18 protein-coding genes are annotated in these 17,661 nt (G+C 55.4%); 8 read left to right on the forward strand and 10 right to left on the reverse strand.

What is annotated here, in order from left to right:
• Positions 1–8 precede the first annotated feature (8 nt).
• Together DS739_RS02550 and DS739_RS02555 are read right to left on the reverse strand one after the other, a co-directional pair.
• On the reverse strand, positions 9–509 hold the full coding sequence (locus DS739_RS02550; protein ID WP_035351123.1) for a CHRD domain-containing protein: 501 nt from the start codon (positions 507–509) through the stop codon (positions 9–11).
• Positions 510–737: 228 nt separating this feature from the next.
• Positions 738–1,562, reverse strand: a complete 825-nt coding sequence (locus DS739_RS02555) for an META domain-containing protein (RefSeq protein WP_035351084.1) — start codon at positions 1,560–1,562, stop codon at positions 738–740.
• Positions 1,563–2,171: 609 nt separating this feature from the next.
• Here DS739_RS02555 and DS739_RS02560 point away from each other — a divergent pair.
• The 4 genes from DS739_RS02560 (at position 2,172) to DS739_RS02580 (ending at position 7,326) form a co-directional block, all read left to right on the forward strand.
• Positions 2,172–3,182: a Hint domain-containing protein gene (locus DS739_RS02560; RefSeq protein WP_231621167.1), complete on the forward strand. Its 1,011-nt coding sequence runs from the start codon at positions 2,172–2,174 to the stop codon at positions 3,180–3,182.
• A gap of 395 nt (positions 3,183–3,577) precedes the next feature.
• Positions 3,578–3,955, forward strand: a complete 378-nt coding sequence (locus DS739_RS02570) for a hypothetical protein (RefSeq protein ID WP_006117042.1) — start codon at positions 3,578–3,580, stop codon at positions 3,953–3,955.
• Between the two features lie 41 nt (positions 3,956–3,996).
• On the forward strand, positions 3,997–4,686 hold the full coding sequence (locus DS739_RS02575) for an invasion associated locus B family protein (RefSeq protein ID WP_035351088.1): 690 nt from the start codon (positions 3,997–3,999) through the stop codon (positions 4,684–4,686).
• 423 nt (positions 4,687–5,109) lie between these two features.
• Complete coding sequence (locus DS739_RS02580; protein ID WP_035351090.1) at positions 5,110–7,326, forward strand: TonB-dependent siderophore receptor; 2,217 nt, start codon at positions 5,110–5,112, stop codon at positions 7,324–7,326.
• A gap of 85 nt (positions 7,327–7,411) precedes the next feature.
• On the opposite strand, the gene DS739_RS02585 is transcribed toward DS739_RS02580, so the two are convergent.
• The 5 genes from DS739_RS02585 to DS739_RS02605 all read right to left on the reverse strand — a co-directional run bounded on the left by DS739_RS02585 (position 7,412) and on the right by DS739_RS02605 (position 11,730).
• Positions 7,412–7,942, reverse strand: coding sequence for a c-type cytochrome (locus DS739_RS02585; protein WP_035351092.1), 531 nt, complete (start codon positions 7,940–7,942; stop codon positions 7,412–7,414).
• Between the two features lie 4 nt (positions 7,943–7,946).
• The gene (locus tag DS739_RS02590) at positions 7,947–9,197 is read right to left on the reverse strand and encodes an FAD-dependent oxidoreductase (RefSeq protein WP_006117047.1); all 1,251 of its coding nucleotides are present in this window, start codon (positions 9,195–9,197) and stop codon (positions 7,947–7,949) included.
• Between the two features lie 90 nt (positions 9,198–9,287).
• Positions 9,288–9,605 carry a hypothetical protein gene (locus DS739_RS02595; RefSeq protein ID WP_035351095.1) on the reverse strand — a complete coding sequence of 106 codons (318 nt, stop codon included), beginning with the start codon at positions 9,603–9,605 and terminating at the stop codon, positions 9,288–9,290.
• Between the two features lie 143 nt (positions 9,606–9,748).
• Positions 9,749–10,105, reverse strand: a complete 357-nt coding sequence (locus tag DS739_RS02600; protein WP_231621168.1) for a hypothetical protein — start codon at positions 10,103–10,105, stop codon at positions 9,749–9,751.
• Between the two features lie 173 nt (positions 10,106–10,278).
• Positions 10,279–11,730 carry a Hint domain-containing protein gene (locus tag DS739_RS02605; RefSeq protein ID WP_035351098.1) on the reverse strand — a complete coding sequence of 484 codons (1,452 nt, stop codon included), beginning with the start codon at positions 11,728–11,730 and terminating at the stop codon, positions 10,279–10,281.
• A gap of 219 nt (positions 11,731–11,949) precedes the next feature.
• On the opposite strand from DS739_RS02605, the gene DS739_RS02610 reads away from it, so the two are divergent.
• Positions 11,950–12,606: a LysE family translocator gene (locus DS739_RS02610; protein WP_035351101.1), complete on the forward strand. Its 657-nt coding sequence runs from the start codon at positions 11,950–11,952 to the stop codon at positions 12,604–12,606.
• 120 nt (positions 12,607–12,726) lie between these two features.
• Positions 12,727–12,945: a hypothetical protein gene (locus DS739_RS02615; protein ID WP_006117053.1), complete on the forward strand. Its 219-nt coding sequence runs from the start codon at positions 12,727–12,729 to the stop codon at positions 12,943–12,945.
• Positions 12,946–12,985: 40 nt separating this feature from the next.
• Here DS739_RS02615 and DS739_RS02620 read toward each other — a convergent pair whose 3' ends face one another.
• The 3 genes from DS739_RS02620 to DS739_RS02625 form a co-directional block, all read right to left on the reverse strand.
• Complete coding sequence (locus DS739_RS02620; RefSeq protein WP_006117054.1) at positions 12,986–14,530, reverse strand: Hint domain-containing protein; 1,545 nt, start codon at positions 14,528–14,530, stop codon at positions 12,986–12,988.
• Between the two features lie 22 nt (positions 14,531–14,552).
• Entirely contained in the window at positions 14,553–14,981 is a 429-nt protein-coding gene (locus DS739_RS14390) for a hypothetical protein (protein ID WP_006117055.1), read from the reverse strand.
• A gap of 217 nt (positions 14,982–15,198) precedes the next feature.
• A complete protein-coding gene (locus DS739_RS02625; RefSeq protein WP_006117056.1) occupies positions 15,199–15,996 on the reverse strand; it encodes a LexA family transcriptional regulator in 798 nt (265 codons plus the stop codon).
• A 157-nt stretch (positions 15,997–16,153) separates the two neighbouring features.
• Here DS739_RS02625 and DS739_RS02630 point away from each other — a divergent pair, with 157 nt between their 5' ends.
• Both DS739_RS02630 and DS739_RS02635 read left to right on the forward strand, forming a co-directional pair.
• A complete protein-coding gene (locus DS739_RS02630) occupies positions 16,154–16,822 on the forward strand; it encodes a hypothetical protein (protein ID WP_006117057.1) in 669 nt (222 codons plus the stop codon).
• On the forward strand, positions 16,822–17,658 hold the full coding sequence (locus DS739_RS02635; RefSeq protein WP_035354218.1) for a winged helix-turn-helix domain-containing protein: 837 nt from the start codon (positions 16,822–16,824) through the stop codon (positions 17,656–17,658). Before DS739_RS02630 ends, DS739_RS02635 begins: the two co-directional genes overlap by 1 nt.
• Positions 17,659–17,661: the final 3 nt, after the last annotated feature.

The raw sequence follows: 17,661 nt of genomic DNA on the forward strand, positions 1-17,661 counted from the left end.
AAAGTTTATTAGGTGCGGTTGGGGTCTGTGTGTGCTGTGTCTCCATTATAAGGAGATGTTAGCTGTGCGCGGGCTTCCCCCTTGGGGTAGGCGGCGGTGTGCAGGTTGAGGTACATCTTGCCATCATGCAGGGCTTTTTCCTGATCTGCCGTTAAAATGGCGGTGCCAGAAAACGGGCTTTTAAACGGGCCTTTCAGGGTGATCATATGGCCTGCTTCCTGCCCCGGATCTGCTGGCCCATGAAAATGCGCCACCGTAACCTGCCCGCTTAGCCCATCCCACGTAATGGTGTAGCGCAGCTCATGCGTGGAAGGGAAAAACACCGCATCCACCTTGCCAGTTGGGTGGGATGTTGCGTTGTGTTCGGCTGTAAAATCGCCACCAAACCGTTCGCTGCGTTCAGCATGCGCGGTGGAAACCAGCGCACTTACAGCCGCCGGAACCACTGTAACCGCAAGCGTGACACCCAAAGCCACCTTGCGAAACACTTTTTTGCTGGCTGAAATCATACGAAAGCGCCCTTTCAAACATAAAAACATCTGTGCGATAGGCCTATAACGGCCCGCTCTGGCAAGGGTTCCTGCGCTAAAGGGCGGGCAAAGGCACGTATTTGCATTACTTGCTGCCAATATGGGGTTGGCCAGCCTTGTGTTGTAGGCCCGCAATCTCTCACGCTCGCGTGATACATAAAGGGGCCAGTCCGCCGCCCCAAAAAGGCGCGGCACAAGGCGCAAGGGTTAGAACACCTGCCGCAAACGGATGGTTTTGCCGCCGGAGGTTTGCAGCACAAGGTGTGTGCCATCTGTTGTCCAGCCGGTTACGCTGTTCAGCAATGGGCTAAAGGTGTTTGCAATGTCATTCTGTTTGCCAAGGCAGGCCATGCGCGTGCTCATGCTGCCCACAGGCGTGGCTTTTACGCTGCCCTTTGGCCCAAACACCAACCCGCCCACATAGCGGTTGCAACCATCGGAACCGGAAATCTTGCCCGTATCGTTAATATCTAGCGTGGGGGCAAACATATCTGCGGCTGGGTTGGGGTTTTCATCCGTGGCGCTATCATCTGTGTCGGGCACAAAATTGCCGCTACGCAGCTTGCGGCCATCCATAGCCGTAACCACCCAGCGCGTATTGTTTAAACTGGTGGGGGGCACAAGGGCGCCACCGCAGCCCCGCAAGGTTTTGGTGGCGGTTGTAAGGGTTACGGTATCTGTAAACACTTGGCCGGTCATGTTATCTGTGCAGGCAGATGCGGTAAGGGCGGCTTTTATATCCGATGCCTCGTAATACCGTGTGCCACCTTCAGAATAAGCGTGGCGGATCACGCGGGCCATGCGCGGGCCATCCGGTGTTTCAACAGAAAGCGCGCCATCAGCCAGTGTCATGTTCCAGAAGGGTGCGTTCCCGCGGGCTTCATACACATCTTTGGGGCCGGTGGCGGCTACCGGGGCTTCCTTGCCTTCTGGCGTGATGGTGGTGCGGGGTTCTGCACAGCCAGCCAGCACCGCGCCCGCAGCGCACAGCGCAAAAAGGCCGGAGCGGAAAAAAGGGGCGGAAAAGCGCATGGCCAAGTGTCCTTCTACTTCTGTTGCCCCTTGGCAGCACAGGCACGCCGGGCGATGGAAAACGCGTGCGTGTATCTGTGCCGCATTATGCCAGAACTGTTAAGGGGCACCTATGCCAGCGGGGCCAGAGGCGCAGAATCATTTGACTCTGAGGTGCGATAATATATAACTAACTCTAACTTTTCCTTAACAATCATTTAAGAGTACCCCATGGCGACCACAACCAACATTCCATCTTCAGGAAGTTATATACTTAACTTTGCAACTATAAAAACAGTAAATTCAAAATCAACTGTCTCTAATATCCAAAATAGTGTTACAGTAAATTTTAATAGTTCAACAGGTTTCACTATCAATGGTGTAAAATATTCATATAATTTTACTTGGGGTAAGGCTGGTTCATCGCAAATCATATTAGGTGATACGGCGGGCGGATATTTTCTATTAACAGACGCAGATGTAAATATCTCCAATTATACCTATGTGAATGATTCATACGGCCAAAGTAACAATCATTGGCAAGTAAAAGGAACCGATGGCACAAGGACATCGCTGGCATTTCAAAACCGCGGTTTTGATCCATGTTTCCTTGCGGGCACAGAAATTTCAGTGAATGGAGCAACGTGTAAGGTTGAAAATCTGGTTATTGGTGACCGGATCGATGTGCTTGTAAACGGTAAAACAGAGCAGAAAACGGTTTCATGGGTTGGCAAATCAACCTGCGTTGTAAAGCCTTTTCTTTCTGTAGATATGGCAGGATACCCGGTGCGCATTGTTAAGGACGCCATAGCAGACGGCGTGCCTTTTAAGGATATGCTGATCACCCCTGAACATTGCCTGTTTTTTAACGGCCGCTTTGTGCCTGCTCGCATGCTCGTAAACGGTCAGTCCATCTTTTACGATCAATCTTTCACATCTTACGATTATTACCACGTTGAAACCGAAGATCATGCTGTTATCATCGCAGATGGTGTTTTGACGGAAAGCTATCTGGATACCGGAAACCGGCAGAGTTTCCGGCAGGATGGCGATGTGCTTTCCATAACCCGCAGCCGTCAGCTTACGTGGGATGATGCCGCAGCACCGCTTGATGTCTCCCGCGCTTTTGTTGAGCCAATATTTCAAAAGCTCAGCGCACGTGCGGCAGAAATGGGCTTGCCGCTGCACACACAAACACCAGTTCTAACAGCGGAAAGCGGTCTCTCTCTGTCATTGGGCAATGGTCGTGTTATCCATCCCCTGCGCACAGAAAAAAATTACGCCCTCTTTATGGTTCCCGCAGGTATTGAAACGGTTTACATCCGCTCCAACGCCAGCCGCCGGAATGAGGCAATAGGGCCATTTGTAGATGATCGCCGCCACCTTGGGGTTCTGGTTGGGGATGTCAGGATTTTCGAAGGGGCGACTTCGCGCACGATCACATCTTATCTGCATGATGAAAATCTGGACGGATGGAATAACGTAGAATTTTACCCCATGCGCTGGACGGATGGAAATGCCTGCCTTCCCCTCGGCCAGAGAGAGCCGGGAACAGGCGCACTTCTTGCCCTCCAGATTCTAGAAGCTGGCCCTTATGTTGTCAGGGCTGAAATGCCAGAAGAAACCGCTCTGCGGGCCTGATAACCTCACCCTGCTCCATATTTTGGGGCAGGGTTTTTTTTATAGATGATAACTCTGCGCCAATATGTGGTGTGTTTGCACCGCGCGCACGCATTTTGTAAAAGCCGTGTTGTTGCGGCCAAGTTATCCTGCACACTGTATGGGCATGATGGGCGATAGCTTAAAGCTGTGGGCCATCCAGTAGTTGCCCTGCTTGCGTAATTTGCGCGTTTAAAACAGCAAAAACTATACACCTCAAACAACCGCGGGGCCGTGTAACGCCTAAGGTCTGCCGTGCATGCGCTCTGGTTGCATGCCTGCGCGCAGTATGGGAGGAGAGAATTAAGGCGTTACCAAAAGGATACCCCATGCCCCAGCCCAGCGGATATGACCCCGAAGAAAGTGCATAGAGAAGCATGAAAATACAGGGTTACAACTTTTTTTGCGATATGCCGGAAGATACGCGCTACCTGCGCCGCGCCCAGCCGGATGAGCGGTTTATTGAAGAAAACATGATCTTCATTTTGCCAGATCGGTTGCGCAAGTTTCGGCGTAATTTGTGGCATGTGCGGCGCAACCCCGGCCCGGTGCATATTTATGTGCCATTGTTTAGAGTGGAAACCCTGCTGGAGAGTGACCCTCTGCCCCCAGAATACGGCCCCCCGCAGGATGTGTTTCCGTTTTACACCCACACCACCCGCAGGCGTGGCCGCGCGTTGGATTACTACGTGCTGTTTATCTTTAGGGATAAGGAATCCTACGTGCGGTGCAATGCTGCCTTGCCTGTGCCATAACGGCAGAGGGGCAGCTTAAATGAAACAACAGGAGTTTTAGCATGTCCCAGCAGCGTTTTTTTAAAGTGTATTTTGCGCGGGCGGGGCTTTTTGCCACGTGCGGCGTTATGGCGGCGCTGCTATGTAGCCCAGCACAGGCGGCCAGCAAATCTCCTTCAGAAGATACAACATTACTGGATACGCTGCATGATAAAGGCCCCGTTGGCCCAACCCAGGCGGGTATAAGCCAAATAGACCGTAAAAGCGGGGTTATCCAACATTGGGGCTGGCAGTGCAATTTTAACAGCGCCACCAGCAAGCCGTTTTTATGCGGCGTGCAGCAGAATTTTCAGATAAACGATACCCAGCACCACGTCACCAGCATTATTGGCAGCATGCAAATTGCGCGTGCCGTGCCACCCAACAGCACTGCGCGGCTGTCTGATGCGCCATACAAAATTATTGTGCGGGTGCCGCTTGGCCTTTCGCTGAGCAAACATTCCTTTTTGGCGGTGGATAACGCGCCGCCCGTGCCGCTGGAATGGCAATATTGCGATACTAAGGGCTGCCTGGCGCTGGCCACCTTTACGCTGGAACTGATGGACGCCTTGCGCCGTGGCAAAGTGGGCCATCTGATGTTGTCTAAGCGTGATGCAGGTGTGCTGACCATAAACTTCCCGCTAGAGGGGTTGGCTCCGGCGTTGGATACAGCAGATGGCTGGGCCGGTAAGGATGGTGGGGTGTCTCCTTAACGCCACAGTTGCAACTGCAATACGTTCTCATGTGCAAATTTTAGAGAGCGGCCACTTCCTATTCTCTCTGCGCGGCAAGGGGCCAGAACAGGCCCTTTGCAAGCCGTGCGGCGGCCATGCCAAGGCCAATTTTTAGTTCCTGTTCAGCGCTGTGCTACGGGTGGCACGTGTTGCCAAACGGCTTGATTATTAAAAGATAGTTTATAAAACATCGGGCCGTATTTTCCGGTCTGATACAGCCCGGCCTGCGCCTGTTTTATGGGGCATGGCCTGTGCATGTCCTGCACCAAAAACATCCCGCAAAACGCTATATAACGGCAGAAAACCACAAAAATCTGAGCCTCATTTAATTATTGCAAATGATTCGCAATGTTGTTAACTGCCCAGCCAATACACCAGCAAGAACCACGGGGTAAAACGGGTATGCACCACAACAGGATTATTTTTTGTGCGCTTCCCCTTACATTTTTCATAAGCGGTAAGGTTCTTGCAGCAACCCAGACACCCACATCCGGGCAGTCTCAGCGGGTTGGGGCAACGGCAGCAAAACACGGCAAGGCCGCCAACAAGGGGCCTGCATCCGCCGTGCATGTTGAAGGGGTGGAAGTGCGCGCGCGCAGGGCGTCCACCATTGCGTCTTCCGCCACCAAATCCAACACACCGCTTATTGAAACAGCACAGTCTGTTACAGTCATTACGCGGGATGAAATGGATGTGCGCGGCGTGCTCAGCCTTAATCAGGCCATCCGTTATGCGGCGGGCATTACGTCTGATTTGCGTGGCGGTGGCGTAGGCACGCGGTATGATCAGTTCATGCTGCGCGGCTTTACCGTGCCCACCTTTTTAGATGGGCTGAAGGTGCAGGCTAGCCCCACCGGGTACGCCACGCCGCAAACAGATACATCCCGCCTTGATAGGGTGGAAGTGCTAAAAGGCCCAGCCTCTGCCCTGTATGGGCAATCCAGCCCCGGTGGGCTTGTAGCGCTTTCCAGCAAACTGCCGATAGACAAACAGTTTTACGGAGATATCACCACCACCGGCGGCAGTTTTGATCTGTACCGGGTGGATGCAGATGTTGGCGGTTACGCCACCAAGGATGGTTCCGTGCAGTATCGGCTGTATGGCACGGTTAATGGCCAGCACAGCCAGCTTGCACGCACGGGCAGCCGCCGTTTTTCCATAAGCCCGGCCTTTACCTTTGGCGCACACGGCCCCACCACGCTTACCCTGCTGGGCAATTATCAGTATGATCCCGAAAACGGCACTTATGGCGGCGTGCCGCTTGTGGGCTCTCTCAAACGTGCATCATACGGTTACCTGCCGCGCAACTTTTATGATGGTGACGTGCCTTTTGAAAAATTCAACCGCAGGCAGGGCGGCATTACCTATATTCTAAACCACAAGTTTAATGATGATTGGAGCTTTAGCACCCGCGGCCGGTATGATGATATTAAAACCATCTACCGCAGCGTGTATGATAGCGGCTATTACGATACAGACCCCACAATGCTTGCCCGTTCTGCCTTTGGCACCAACGAGCACACGCATAATCTGGCGTTTGATAGCCAGTTTAAGGGCCACGTGCGCACCGGGCCAGTGACGCATGATATGATGTTCGGGTTTGATTACATGCAGCAAAGCGCCACAGAGGTAGGCTATTATGCCGCTGCGCCCTCTTTGGATGTGCTGCACCCCAATTACCATATGACCATGCCAGACATGGGCAGCCCGTATATGAACTACCGCACGGATTCACATCAGATTGGCATGTATGCGCAGGATGAACTGCGCTGGAAAAACCTGATTGTAACAGGAAGTTTGCGGAATGACTGGTACCGTTCCCACCAGATGAACTATATCAGCCATACCGGCACCAGTGAAAGCCCGCGCCAGATTACGTGGCGTGCTTCTGGCCTGTATCACTTTGATTTCGGGCTTGCGCCATATATCAGCTATTCCACATCCTTTCAGCCACAATCTGGCATTGTGTCTAACAATGGGGGGCAGAGCTTCCGGCAGGCAGATCCTTCCTTGGGCAAGCAGCTTGAAGGTGGGGTGAAGTATCAGTTCCCCGGTACATCCGTGCTGCTAACAGCCGCTGGCTTCCATATCGAGCAAACCAACGTGCTGGTATCTGTGGGGAATCTGGGCTACAATACGCAAAGTGGCAAGGTGCATTCAGATGGTTTTGAATTTGAAGCCCACGCCGAACCCTACAAAAACCTGATGATTACTGCCGCAGTGAGCGTGCAGAAAATTAAGGATGATTCCACCGGCAAGCCGCTTATGCAGTCTGGCAAAGGCAATGCCTCTTTGTTTGCCTATTACACCATGCCCAAAGGTGTGATGAAGGGTTTTGGCTTTGGCGGCGGCCTGCGTTATTCCGCCCCACGTTATGGGGGCGAAGCCTCTTACGGCAGCGTGCATGTGCCGCAATATACAGTGTTTGATGGCTCCATTGGGTATGATCTGTCTAACCTTTCTCCCTCTCTGCGTGGGTGGAGTGTGGCGGCCAGTGTGCGCAACCTGTTTGATAAAAAGTATCTCGGCAACTGCATGGCCTATGCCTCTTACGGGCAGGAATGGTGCTATTATGGAGAGCGCCGGAACGCCCAAGGCAGCATTGGCTTTAAGTGGTAAGCCATCTGTTTTGTAAAACAGGCTAAACGGCCAGCAATATTTAAAAAACCCCGCCCACCATAAAACAGTGGGCGGGGTATTTTTTTTACCGTGCGCGCGGGGCCTTGCCCGGTTGCGCTGCTTTTACCGGAGGCAGCGCCGAGGCAGCGGGAAACACCATTTGCGCCAAGCGGTTTTCATCCGTCGGTAGGGGTGTGTGCCCCGGTTCCACACCGTTTTCGCGCAGTAGAAACGCCAGAACATCTATGTTGTCCTGCGGGGGCAGGGTGCCGGGCGCCATAAGCGGCATGGCGTGGGTGATGTAGGCGTACAGCTTGTTGAGCGATGTATTGGCCCAGCGCGCCACAAACAGCCCGCGCAAAGGCGGCATATCATGCGCGCCCTCCAGCGCTGCACCGTGGCACATGGCGCAGGTGCCTGCGTAAATCTGCGCCCCGTGGTCTGCCTGTTCTGCCGTAAAACTTGGCGCGGCAAGGGCAGGGGGTGCTGCCGGTGCATGGCGTGGGGCGGCCTGTGCAACATGGGCTGTGGCCACAAGCCCGGTTGCGGCCAACAGGGCGGCGCAAAATCCTTTAGCCGTTTGGCCCTGTTTTGCAAAAATGCGGTGCTGTGCCATGCCGTTATCCTCTGCGGGGCCGAAAGCGGGAGAACAGATCTTCAAACACAGCCACGGCCTGTTCGGCCTCTGCGCGGTTGGGCTGTTCCATACTGTTGCCCACGCCTTCCAGCTCTCCCAACCCGGAAAGGTTGACACCCTGCACCATCAGCCCATCGGATTTGGAAAGCATGGCCGCGCCCTTGTAGCGCACGCCATAATTGGCGGCGGGTTGTGGCGGCAGCCACGCCGTTTGCCCGCGTACGGGAATAAGAGATTTATCGCCCCACAAATCTCGCGCTGCATAGCCGGTGCAGTTAAACACCACACGTTCTGGCAGATCTGCCACCTCGGATGGGCTGTGGAACTCGCGTATCTCAATACGCCCGCCTGCCTGATAAAAATCAGACAACAAAGCGTGGCCAAACGCACCAAAATTGTAAATCATAATGGGCTTGCGCCGCGCATACGCAACGGGGAAGGGGTTGTCCGCCCCGGCCAGAAGCTCTGCTGCGGGAATGATATCCTTTATTCTCTCAGCATATTTGGCAAATTCGGCCTCGCTCTGCGGCACGCCGGTAGAGGCATAGGAGCCTTTGCTGATATCGGGCGTGGGCTCGGTATGGTCGGCCTCATCCGGTGGGGTGTCGGATAGGATGTAATTGTCTCTAAAATCCACCGGGTTGCCGGGCAGGCCCAGATATTCCCGATACGTTTGCCAAGAATACCGCGCCATGCGCTCCCACGTGGCGGCAAAATCTGGCGTGGCGGCGGTTATCAGCGCAATGCGTGAATCCGGCGTCCAACTGCCATTGGCCCGCACAGAGCGCGTATGGGGCAGCATATCCCGCGCATAAATGGTAACATCCATGCCCGCGCGCTGGGCGGTTATGGCGGTGGTAAGGCCAATAATGCCGCAGCCAATTACGGCCACGCGTTTTTCCATAAGGGGGGCGGCGCGTTCCACCGCCATAGCGGCAGACCCCCATGAAAGAGACCACCCGCTGCCGCCATGCCCGTAATTGTGCACCACAATTTTATCTGCCACCGGCTCTATTTCCAGCCGTGGGCCAGCGGGGCGGAAGGGGCGCAGGCACACCTTAATGTCCATTATCTGGTCTGCATGCACGCGGGCGGGCGTTAGGGCGGGTACGGTGCCGGGCGGCGCGGTGCGGCCCATAGCCTGTGCGGCCTCTGGCACGCTGGCCCAGCTTTTGCGCCCGGCGGCTAATGCACCGGCAGCCAGAGAAGCGGCAAAAAGGTTTCTGCGTTTCAAAAGGGGCGTCCTTTATACGGTTTCTGTTTTGTCGCGCAGCATGGCGAGGGGGCAACATAGCAGGGCGGGGGTGTTTCCAAAACCCACATATCAGCCAGCGCGGGTACGCTCGGCCGCCAGCTCGGTCAGGGTTTGGGGGTCATCATGCGCAATGTCATCGGCCAGCGCGCGCAGGGTGGGGGCGCAGTCCAGCACTGTTAGCGGGCCTTGGGTAAAGTAAAGCTGGGCCACAAGCGGGGTAATCTGCTGGGCGCAGTTTTGTAAAACTGTCACAATCTGGCGCACGATGGCGGTATCCTGCGCAAGCTGGCGGGCCATATAGGCGCTGGTGCCGGGTAGGGGCGGCCATTCCTGCGTGTTGGGCAAAGGCCGCTTGCGGGGGGCTGCATGTGTTGGTGATGTTGGCATGGTGGCGAGGCTTTCCTGCAAGGTGGGTTTCTTGCAGGGTTAGGCAGGACTATGAGAGCAGGAAAGCGCGCCGCACCCGGCTGTACCCATTGTGCTGCGTAGCCCCCCAAAGGCTGCCGCATGGGCGCAACAGGTCTGGCAGATCAGTTCTTTTTGGGGGCGGTGTTTTGCTTTAATTCCTGTATAACGGCATACCGCATCATGCTTTTTTCATAATTTTTGCGCAAAAGAAAAGCGCCAGCCGCAATGCTGCCAATAGCGGCCACAGTAAGATACATGGAAACAATAAGCGAGAATTGGGCAACAGAAACCTGATGCTGCAAAAATGCCGCTGGCAGCAACATGGTTAAATGGAAAAGGGGGGAGGCCATGCTTTTGAGCAGATAAAGGCACAACACGCCTTCCACCACAAAAGTGGCGTATAGAAAGCGGCGCAAATGCACGGGCATTTTTTGCCATTCTTCCGATGGAGTGTTCTGAAGTTTTAAAAGAGACGTCATGCGCTGAAACATAGCCGATGCCTTTTGCTAGAGCGTGTTGCACTCATTTTTGCATATCATATGCCAATTAAGGCAATAGCATGGCCATGTTGCTGCAAAAGGGCCAATGCATTTTTGCACTGGCCCAAATGGTGCTTTAAAAACACCAAAATATGTAAGCAGTTTTTGGTAGATCAGGCAGTTTTGGCAGCACTGTGCTGCACAGCATCTGCCAGCAGGTAAGGCCCGGCGGCCCGCACTTTAAGGGAAAGCATGCAAATGGCCCCTTGTGTTTGCTGCGTGGTCAGGGGCAGTTCGGCATTGCCGTTTGTCCATGCGCAATCTGTCCAATCTGTAGCGTACCAGCCTTTGGGCTTTTCGGGCTGCAAATGGGCCGTTACAGCCTGCTGTTTGGTGGCGGATAAAAGGGTAATTTCCGCCACAGCCACGCCAAGGTTGCGCCTATCATCTACAAAAGGCCCAATTACATCTGCCGGGCGGCTAGCGCGGGAAACCACGCGCACGCCCTGCGTGTTGGCGGGCAGGATAAAGTTGTAAGTGTTGTTCTTGCAGTTTGCAGGCCAGATGGTGGCGCCTGTGTTGGTGATAAGGTGCAAATCCGGGTTATGCACGGTTGCTGGCGCGGCTGCGGTGGCCCCCTGCGGGTAACGTGCGGTAATCTGGCGGAACACGGTTTCCACCTGCTCTCTTTCCACGCAAAGCGGGGCGGCGGCATCTGCCTGCCAGCTTTTGGCGGCCCCACCAATCTGGATAACATTGCCTTTTGCGGTAAAGCTGCGGCGGTTGCCTGTATCCAGATAGCTTTCTGTCAGCATACCATCGGCCATAATAACCGCGTGGTTTGGGGTTTCAATGTGGTAGTAATTATAAGAGATGATGGATTTATCGTAAAAGATGGAAACACCGTTTACCAGCATACGTGCGGGAATAAACGCGCCGTTAAAGAACAGGCAGTGTTCAGCCGTTATCAGCATATCCTTAAAGGGCACGCCATCGGCAATGGCATTTTTAACAATGCGCACGGGGTAGCCTGCCAGATCATCCGGCAAGGTGGGGTTAACCGTGCAATGCGCCATACCCGCCCAGCTAAGCGTGCCAGCAGAGGCCACGCCATCTGCATATGTCTGCACTTCATCCCCAACAAGCAGATCCTGCACAGCCACCGCGCCATTGGGGGTGGCAATCAGGCTGTCTGCCAGAAAGCAAACGGTAATGGCGCCGTTGTTATAGGAGGTGGCAATCACATCTAGGCTATCACTTGGCACAGTATTGTTGGGGAAACCGCCGGTAAGTTCAAAAACGTCACCCGCTATTGTAACGGTGCCCAGTTGCTGGCCGCTCTTGTTTACAAGAGTAATAATGGTTGTTTTTTTGTTATCTGTATTATAGCTGACACTACTCTTGCTGATAGAAACATTATCTGCGGTGCCAAACGTAAGAACGTTGCTAATACCGCCCCCAAAATTTCCGGTAATTGTAAGAGCCAGCGGGTTGGAGGCAGAAAGGTTCTGCAAATCCAGATTGCCGCTTGTGCCGGTAAAATCAACGGTGCTGTTGAGTGCGTTGGATGTGGCATCAAATGTAACGGTCTGGTTACTGCCAACGGTGATTGTGGACGTTGCCATAACGAGGACTTTCTTAAAAATGATCAAGTTTGGAATTACTTAATATACAAAAGTTAGATTATGAACCGCAAATGCACAAGGTTAAAAATGTTTAAACCACGTTAAAGTGGTGGAACTTTTAAGCGTATTCTCTAACGCGGCTGTGCTGTGCCGTTTCTGGCCCTATGGCAGAAAGTGTGTAACAGTGGCTTAATCTTTCTTATTATTAAGGACTGTAGCATGAGCTGGCATAATTGGGGTGTGTTTTGCGGCATAGTGTTCTTTTTGTGCGCAATTCCCGGCCCCAACATGCTGCATGTGTTGGCCAGCGTGGCGCGGGTGGGCATGGCGCGTGGGCTGGCCACCATGCTGGGGTGTTTAAGCGCGGTTGTGCTGGTGCTTGTGGCTTCTGCCGCCGGGTTGGGGGCAGCGCTTGCGGCCTCTCCTCATCTGTTTGGCGTGCTGCGTGTGTGCGGGGCGGTGTATCTGTTTTGGCTGGGCATACAGGCATGGCAAGAGGGCGGGCGCGTGCCACCTTCTGCGCCCGCTGCTGCGCCCAACACGCCCGCCGCGCAGGCAGAAAGCCCGCAACATGGCAGCGCATGGGGGCGCTGGCGCAAGGGGTTTTGGGTGGGGCTTAGCAACCCCAAGCTGTTGCTGTTTGCGGCGGCGTTTTTTCCGCAGTTTATTGCCCCCCATGCCCCGCAGCTTCCGCAATTTGTGGTGCTGATAACCACCTTTGCGCTGCTGGAAATGCTGTGGTACGGCGTGTATGCCGTGGGCGGTTACACACTGGCCCAACAGTTGCAGCGCCCCGCCATCCGCCGGGTGTTTAACCGTATAACAGGCTGCGTGTTTATGGGTTTTGGGGCCGTGCTTTTGCGTGGGCGCGCATAAGGCGGCAAAAGGGCAGCCATTCGCTGTGTATATTGTGCTTAACTGCCCAGTTGATTACGATACGCAATAACACACCATAAGCCCCGGCCTTTTGCGCGGCCCAGATAGGATACGCACCAGATGTCTCAGCCCAAAAAAGGATGGCCCAGAAACTGGCCTCTGGGCGTGCTGTGCTGTTGCGTTATTCTTACGCTTTCCATTGCTGCCTTTAGCATGGGCGTGGCTTTGGTGCTGGAAAACAGCGTGGCGGGGCCGCTGTGGTTGTTTATTTCCGCCATTACCTACTACATTGCCGATCAATCCATAGAATGGAAGAACAGGCCCGGCGGCGGAAACTAAAACCCCCGCACGTTAGGCAACATGCGGGGGCAAAGTGGTGTTAGCCGTTGGCGGCCACTGGCAGCGTAAATGCTGCGGGCGTGGCCAGATAAGGGCCAGCTTGTAGCACTTCCACCGTAAGCAGCGCGGGGCCGCGTGCCGTGGTGGCGCTTAATGGCAGAAGGGCGTTGCCATCTGTCCACCGCGTGGTGGGCTGGGGCATATCCTGCCAGCCATAGGCGCCATCTGCGTAGGCCAGATGGGCGGTTATTTCTGTGGCCGTGCCAGCAGAAAGCACCGTTACGCGGCCCAGCAGCACGCCCAGCATACGGCGCTTATCTACAAACGGGCCTTCTACATCACACGGGCGAGATGCGCGTGAAACAAGGCGCACTTCCTCCACCCCCGCAGGCAGCATAAAGGAGATATTGCGCCCCGTTGCCCGCAAAGGCCGAATAACCGTGCCCGCTGCCGTAACAAGGTGCAGCCCGTGGCTGTGGGTTATTTCTGGCTTGGCGCAAACAGCCATATGGCCCGCAACATCTGGCGCACGCGCGGCCAGCACACGCCATATGGGTTCCACCACATGGCGCGCCGTGCCCAGCGGTACCGCCGCGTGTTCTGCCCAGCTTTTGGCCTTGGCCCCAATGGTGACAACATTGCCATCGGATACAAAATTGCGGCGGTTGCCGGTATCCAGATAGCTTTCTGTCAGCATTCCGTTGGCCATGATAATGCTGTGTTCGGCTGTTTCTACATGGTAATAGGTGTAATCGGTTATGGAGCGATCAAAAAAGATGCTGCTGCCATTTACCAGCATACGCGCGGGCACCAGCATGCCATTGGCAAAAATGCCGTGTTCCGCCGTAACCAGCAGATCCTGATACGGCACCCCCGGCGCAATGGCATCGGCCAGAATACGCACAGGGTAGCCTGCCATATCATCGGGCAGGGCGGGGTTTATGGTGGCCTGCGCCATGCCAGCCCATACCACCGGGCGCACATGGGTTACGCCGTTTACAAAAGTAAGAACCTCATCACCCCGGCGGATGTTTTCCACCGCCACCACACCGTTGGGCGTGGCAATCATGCTGCCTGCCAAAAAGCAGATCACGCCTTGCCCGCTATCAATGGTGACAGTCTGGGTTTTATCCCCCGTGGGCGCATCCGTGTAGGAACTGTCATACGTAACACTTTTAACCTGAATGGGCGTGCCGCTTGCGGTGGCGAGTGCAACATTATTGGCGGAAAGTGTGGCGGTGGTTACCTTTGTGCCATCCACGCCAAGCCTGTCACCGTTTTTCAGGTTTTCTATGTTCACCTTGTTGGCGCCGTATTGCAGGTTGGGCAGAACAAGCGTGTTGTTGCCAGTGCCAAATACAACGGTGGAGCCATCTGCCGGATAGGCAGAAGTGCTTAGCGTGGAGGTGGCGCCATCATTCAGCGTGAGTACGGTTGTGCTGGCAAGAGAGCTGGAATCCGTAAAGCTGGAGCCGGTAACATTAATGGGGCCAGATAAATCGGTGGAATTGCTGGCTGTGCTGACAACAGAACCACCCGTAATATTGAGTGTGCCTTTACCGCTGCTCTGATTGACATTCCCCAATACAATATTGGATTTATCAATATTAAGCGTGCCCCCCCTGTTGCAGGGAAAGGTTAAGGGCTGGGTTGGTCCAGTTCTGTGTTACGCCTTCAAACGTGGCTGTGCCGCCGTTATCTATTTGCAAGCCACCATTGATATTCAACGTGCGGGAAATGGTGGCCTGGCCGCCATTTTCTACGACCAGCTTGCTGAATGTCAGTTGGGAATCACTGCTTGGCATAACCAGCGTGCCTTGCACGTCCAGCGTAAGATACCCCAGAGAACTTACAGTAGATGGAATGGTAACCGTAACGCCAGCCGGAATGGTAAAGGTGCCGCTGGTTTGGTTATTTGGCGCATGCGTGGCGGGTTCGCCGTCGTATTGCCAGTTGCTGGCATCGGTCCACACCCCACCAGAAGCAGGGCCAGCCCACGTGTATTTTGAACCAGAAGTCCAATCGGGTGTTGTCATAGATCTGTATAGTCCTGCATGAATACAGTAAAGAAACCCACTTAGTACACTTTAGTACTTGGTGTTTTTGTTTTCTTTAAGGCATTGTTAGCGCGCTTTTAACGCTCTTGATAAGGTGTATTTACCCAGCCGCAAACAGGACCGCAAGGGTCTTGTTAAAGAAAAAGTGAACTTTTAACGGGATTTTAAGGATTTTGTTGTAAAAAAGTCACACCGCTTATACGCAGTGCGCATACCATACAACGCGGCCCAATATCTGCACCCGGCTGGCGGGCAGTGTGCAGGCAGAAAACCGCTTGTTCTCGCAGCTTATCTGCACCAAGGGGCGGCCTTGGGGGTCAAACGTGCGTTCTGCCCAGCGGCACACCACGTTTTCCCCATCAAACAGCACAAAAAGCCCCGGTTCGGCCATGGTGGTGCGCCGTGTATCCATCAGCACCGTATCACCATCGCGCAGCAGGGGTTCCATGGCTTGGCCCTCTACGCTTAAGGCGCGCAAGTTTTCTGCGCGGGCGTTCAGGCGTTGGGTTATCAGGCTTTCTTCAAAATATTTGGGGCTGCCCAGCATCTGCGCTTCATCATACCGGCCAGAGGCTGTGCCGCGCTGCGCCAAAAACGGCACCACAACATAGCCCGGCGGCGCGGGGGCTGGCGGCGGGGCAGAAAGGGGGGGGGGCGCCATACGCGTTGCAGATGCACAAGAATGGTGCAACCGCCCGCGCGTGGGGGCTGTGGCAGGTGTAAACGGTGGGGGCAAATACGGGGTGCGGCGTTCACGCAGCATCAGCCCCGGCTGGGTGTGATCCACCCCCGGAAAAAGCAGATCCCGCGCGGTGCAGCCCAACACTGCGGCAATGCATTCCAGCTTTTCCCCACCCGGATTACGAGATTTCCCCTTAAGAATATCGCGCACATAGGTATCGCCCACCCCCGCCTTGCGGGCCAGTGCCTTTTGGGAAAGCCCAAGCAGGGCCATCCGGCGTTCCAGTTCATCTGCCACAGGTGATCTTGTCATTGCCTACGCACTATTCCATGCCGGGGGCGCGGGCGCAAAAGGGGATATATCACAATTTTTGGGTTGACGCTGCGGGAGTGGTCACCATAGCGTCCGGGGCAGGCCATGTTTTGGTGGTGTAAATGGCCAGCCACCCCGCAACCACGGATACCCCATTATGCCTGCTTCCGGTTCCAATGTGTTTGGGATTTTACCAAATAGTATTTCAAATCATAATGTTTTGCAGTTTCCTAACTTACTGTGCGCACCCAAAAAGGGTGGGGTTATGCCCCCCAATGCGCCCGTGCTGCACCCGGCTGCACAAAAGGGGGGCACCCCGGCCCTTAAGGGAAAAAAAGACCACGGGAAAAACGTTTCCAAGGCGTTAAGATGGTGTGACACATCACAACACCGTGCCGAATCCACCCCGGCGCTGGTGCTGCCCGCACAAGGCGGGGTAAACGCACAGGCCTGCCAGCAGGCGCAGCGGCCCGGCACATCTGCGCAGGTGGTGGCCAACATGGTGGGGCTACGGCGCAAGGGCTATTCCTTCCGGCGGATCGGGCGGGAGGTCGGCCGCTGCATGGAGGGCGTGCGGCAAGTGCTGATGCGGTATGAAGATGCCCTAACAGCCCAAGCCCCCGCCCATGCGCCCCAACCCAAAGGCTATGCCGAACTGGTGCGAGACCCCGAGCCCCTGCCCGCAGGCCACCCCATTGCCATGCGCGGGTTATGGAAAGGGCTGGAACGCTGGCAGCCCACGCAGGCGCATGCCACCCCCACCACATGGCAGCAGGATGAGGCCGCATTGGCCCAAGCCCTGTTGTGGAACGGAGGCGCCGCCTAATGCCACGTTCCGCTGCTTCATCCCCCGCCACACCTGCTGCCACACCTGCCAGCACGCGGCGCAGATGGTCCAAGTTTTGGTGGCAGGATCATGAGCGAGATCCGGCTTTGCGTTTGTGCTCCTTGGCGGCGCAAGGGCTGTGGATGCGCCTGTTGTGCCTGATGCACGAGGCCGAGCCCTACGGGCATTTATGCGTTAACGGCAAACCCCTGCACCCGCGCCAGATTGCCCAGATGGTGGGCGTAAGCCCCCAGCAGGTGCGGCGCTATATGGCAGAGCTGCAAGATGCGGGCGTGTATGCCACCACGGCGGAGGGCGTGCCGTATTCTCGCCGTTTGGTGAGAGACCGCGCCGCATCCGATGCCGGGGCCGCATGGGGCCGCACTGGTGGTAACCCGCAGCTTAAGGCCGAGCCTTCATTATCGGGGGCAGAGCAGGGGATAACGCCTGCGCCCCGTGCTGCGGTTATGCTCCAAGAAGCAGAGGCAGAAACAGAGGCAGAAGCAGAACATCCCCTCACAAAGTTCGGGCCGGACACGGATGCGCGCACGCATCTGTTCAAATCTGGTCTGGATTTTTTGAAAAAAGCCACCGGCAGGCCGGATCGATCCGCCCGTGCCATTCTGGGCCGCTGGCTCAAACTTGCGGGGGATGATGCCGCCGTGGTGCTGAACGTGCTGGCCGAATGCGCCACGTTCAACCCCGCCGAACCCGTGGCGTGGATAGATGCCACCCTGCGCACCCAGTTGCAGATGCGCCCCGCCCCAGAACCCACAAGCCCGCACGCGCGCCGCATGGCCGCATGGGATGGCGTGCCGGATATGGAGGGCGTGTAAAAC

Source organism: Acetobacter sp. JWB (genome assembly GCF_003323795.1).
Taxonomy (GTDB): Bacteria; Pseudomonadota; Alphaproteobacteria; order Acetobacterales; family Acetobacteraceae; genus Acetobacter; species Acetobacter oryzifermentans.

Coding starts and splice junctions, on each gene's coding strand:
- DS739_RS02555 (WP_035351084.1), bottom strand. CDS start 1,562: ATGCGCTTTTCCGCCCCTTTTTTCCGCTCCGGCCTTTTTGCGCTGTGC.
- DS739_RS14390 (WP_006117055.1), bottom strand. CDS start 14,981: ATGACAACACCCGATTGGACTTCTGGTTCAAAATACACGTGGGCTGGC.
- DS739_RS02625 (WP_006117056.1), bottom strand. CDS start 15,996: ATGACAAGATCACCTGTGGCAGATGAACTGGAACGCCGGATGGCCCTG.
- DS739_RS02600 (WP_231621168.1), bottom strand. CDS start 10,105: ATGACGTCTCTTTTAAAACTTCAGAACACTCCATCGGAAGAATGGCAA.
- DS739_RS02605 (WP_035351098.1), bottom strand. CDS start 11,730: ATGGCAACGTCCACAATCACCGTTGGCAGTAACCAGACCGTTACATTT.
- DS739_RS02580 (WP_035351090.1), top strand. CDS start 5,110: ATGCACCACAACAGGATTATTTTTTGTGCGCTTCCCCTTACATTTTTC.
- DS739_RS02610 (WP_035351101.1), top strand. CDS start 11,950: ATGAGCTGGCATAATTGGGGTGTGTTTTGCGGCATAGTGTTCTTTTTG.
- DS739_RS02595 (WP_035351095.1), bottom strand. CDS start 9,605: ATGCCAACATCACCAACACATGCAGCCCCCCGCAAGCGGCCTTTGCCC.
- DS739_RS02570 (WP_006117042.1), top strand. CDS start 3,578: ATGAAAATACAGGGTTACAACTTTTTTTGCGATATGCCGGAAGATACG.
- DS739_RS02575 (WP_035351088.1), top strand. CDS start 3,997: ATGTCCCAGCAGCGTTTTTTTAAAGTGTATTTTGCGCGGGCGGGGCTT.
- DS739_RS02585 (WP_035351092.1), bottom strand. CDS start 7,942: ATGGCACAGCACCGCATTTTTGCAAAACAGGGCCAAACGGCTAAAGGA.
- DS739_RS02615 (WP_006117053.1), top strand. CDS start 12,727: ATGTCTCAGCCCAAAAAAGGATGGCCCAGAAACTGGCCTCTGGGCGTG.
- DS739_RS02635 (WP_035354218.1), top strand. CDS start 16,822: ATGCCACGTTCCGCTGCTTCATCCCCCGCCACACCTGCTGCCACACCT.
- DS739_RS02630 (WP_006117057.1), top strand. CDS start 16,154: ATGCCTGCTTCCGGTTCCAATGTGTTTGGGATTTTACCAAATAGTATT.
- DS739_RS02550 (WP_035351123.1), bottom strand. CDS start 509: ATGATTTCAGCCAGCAAAAAAGTGTTTCGCAAGGTGGCTTTGGGTGTC.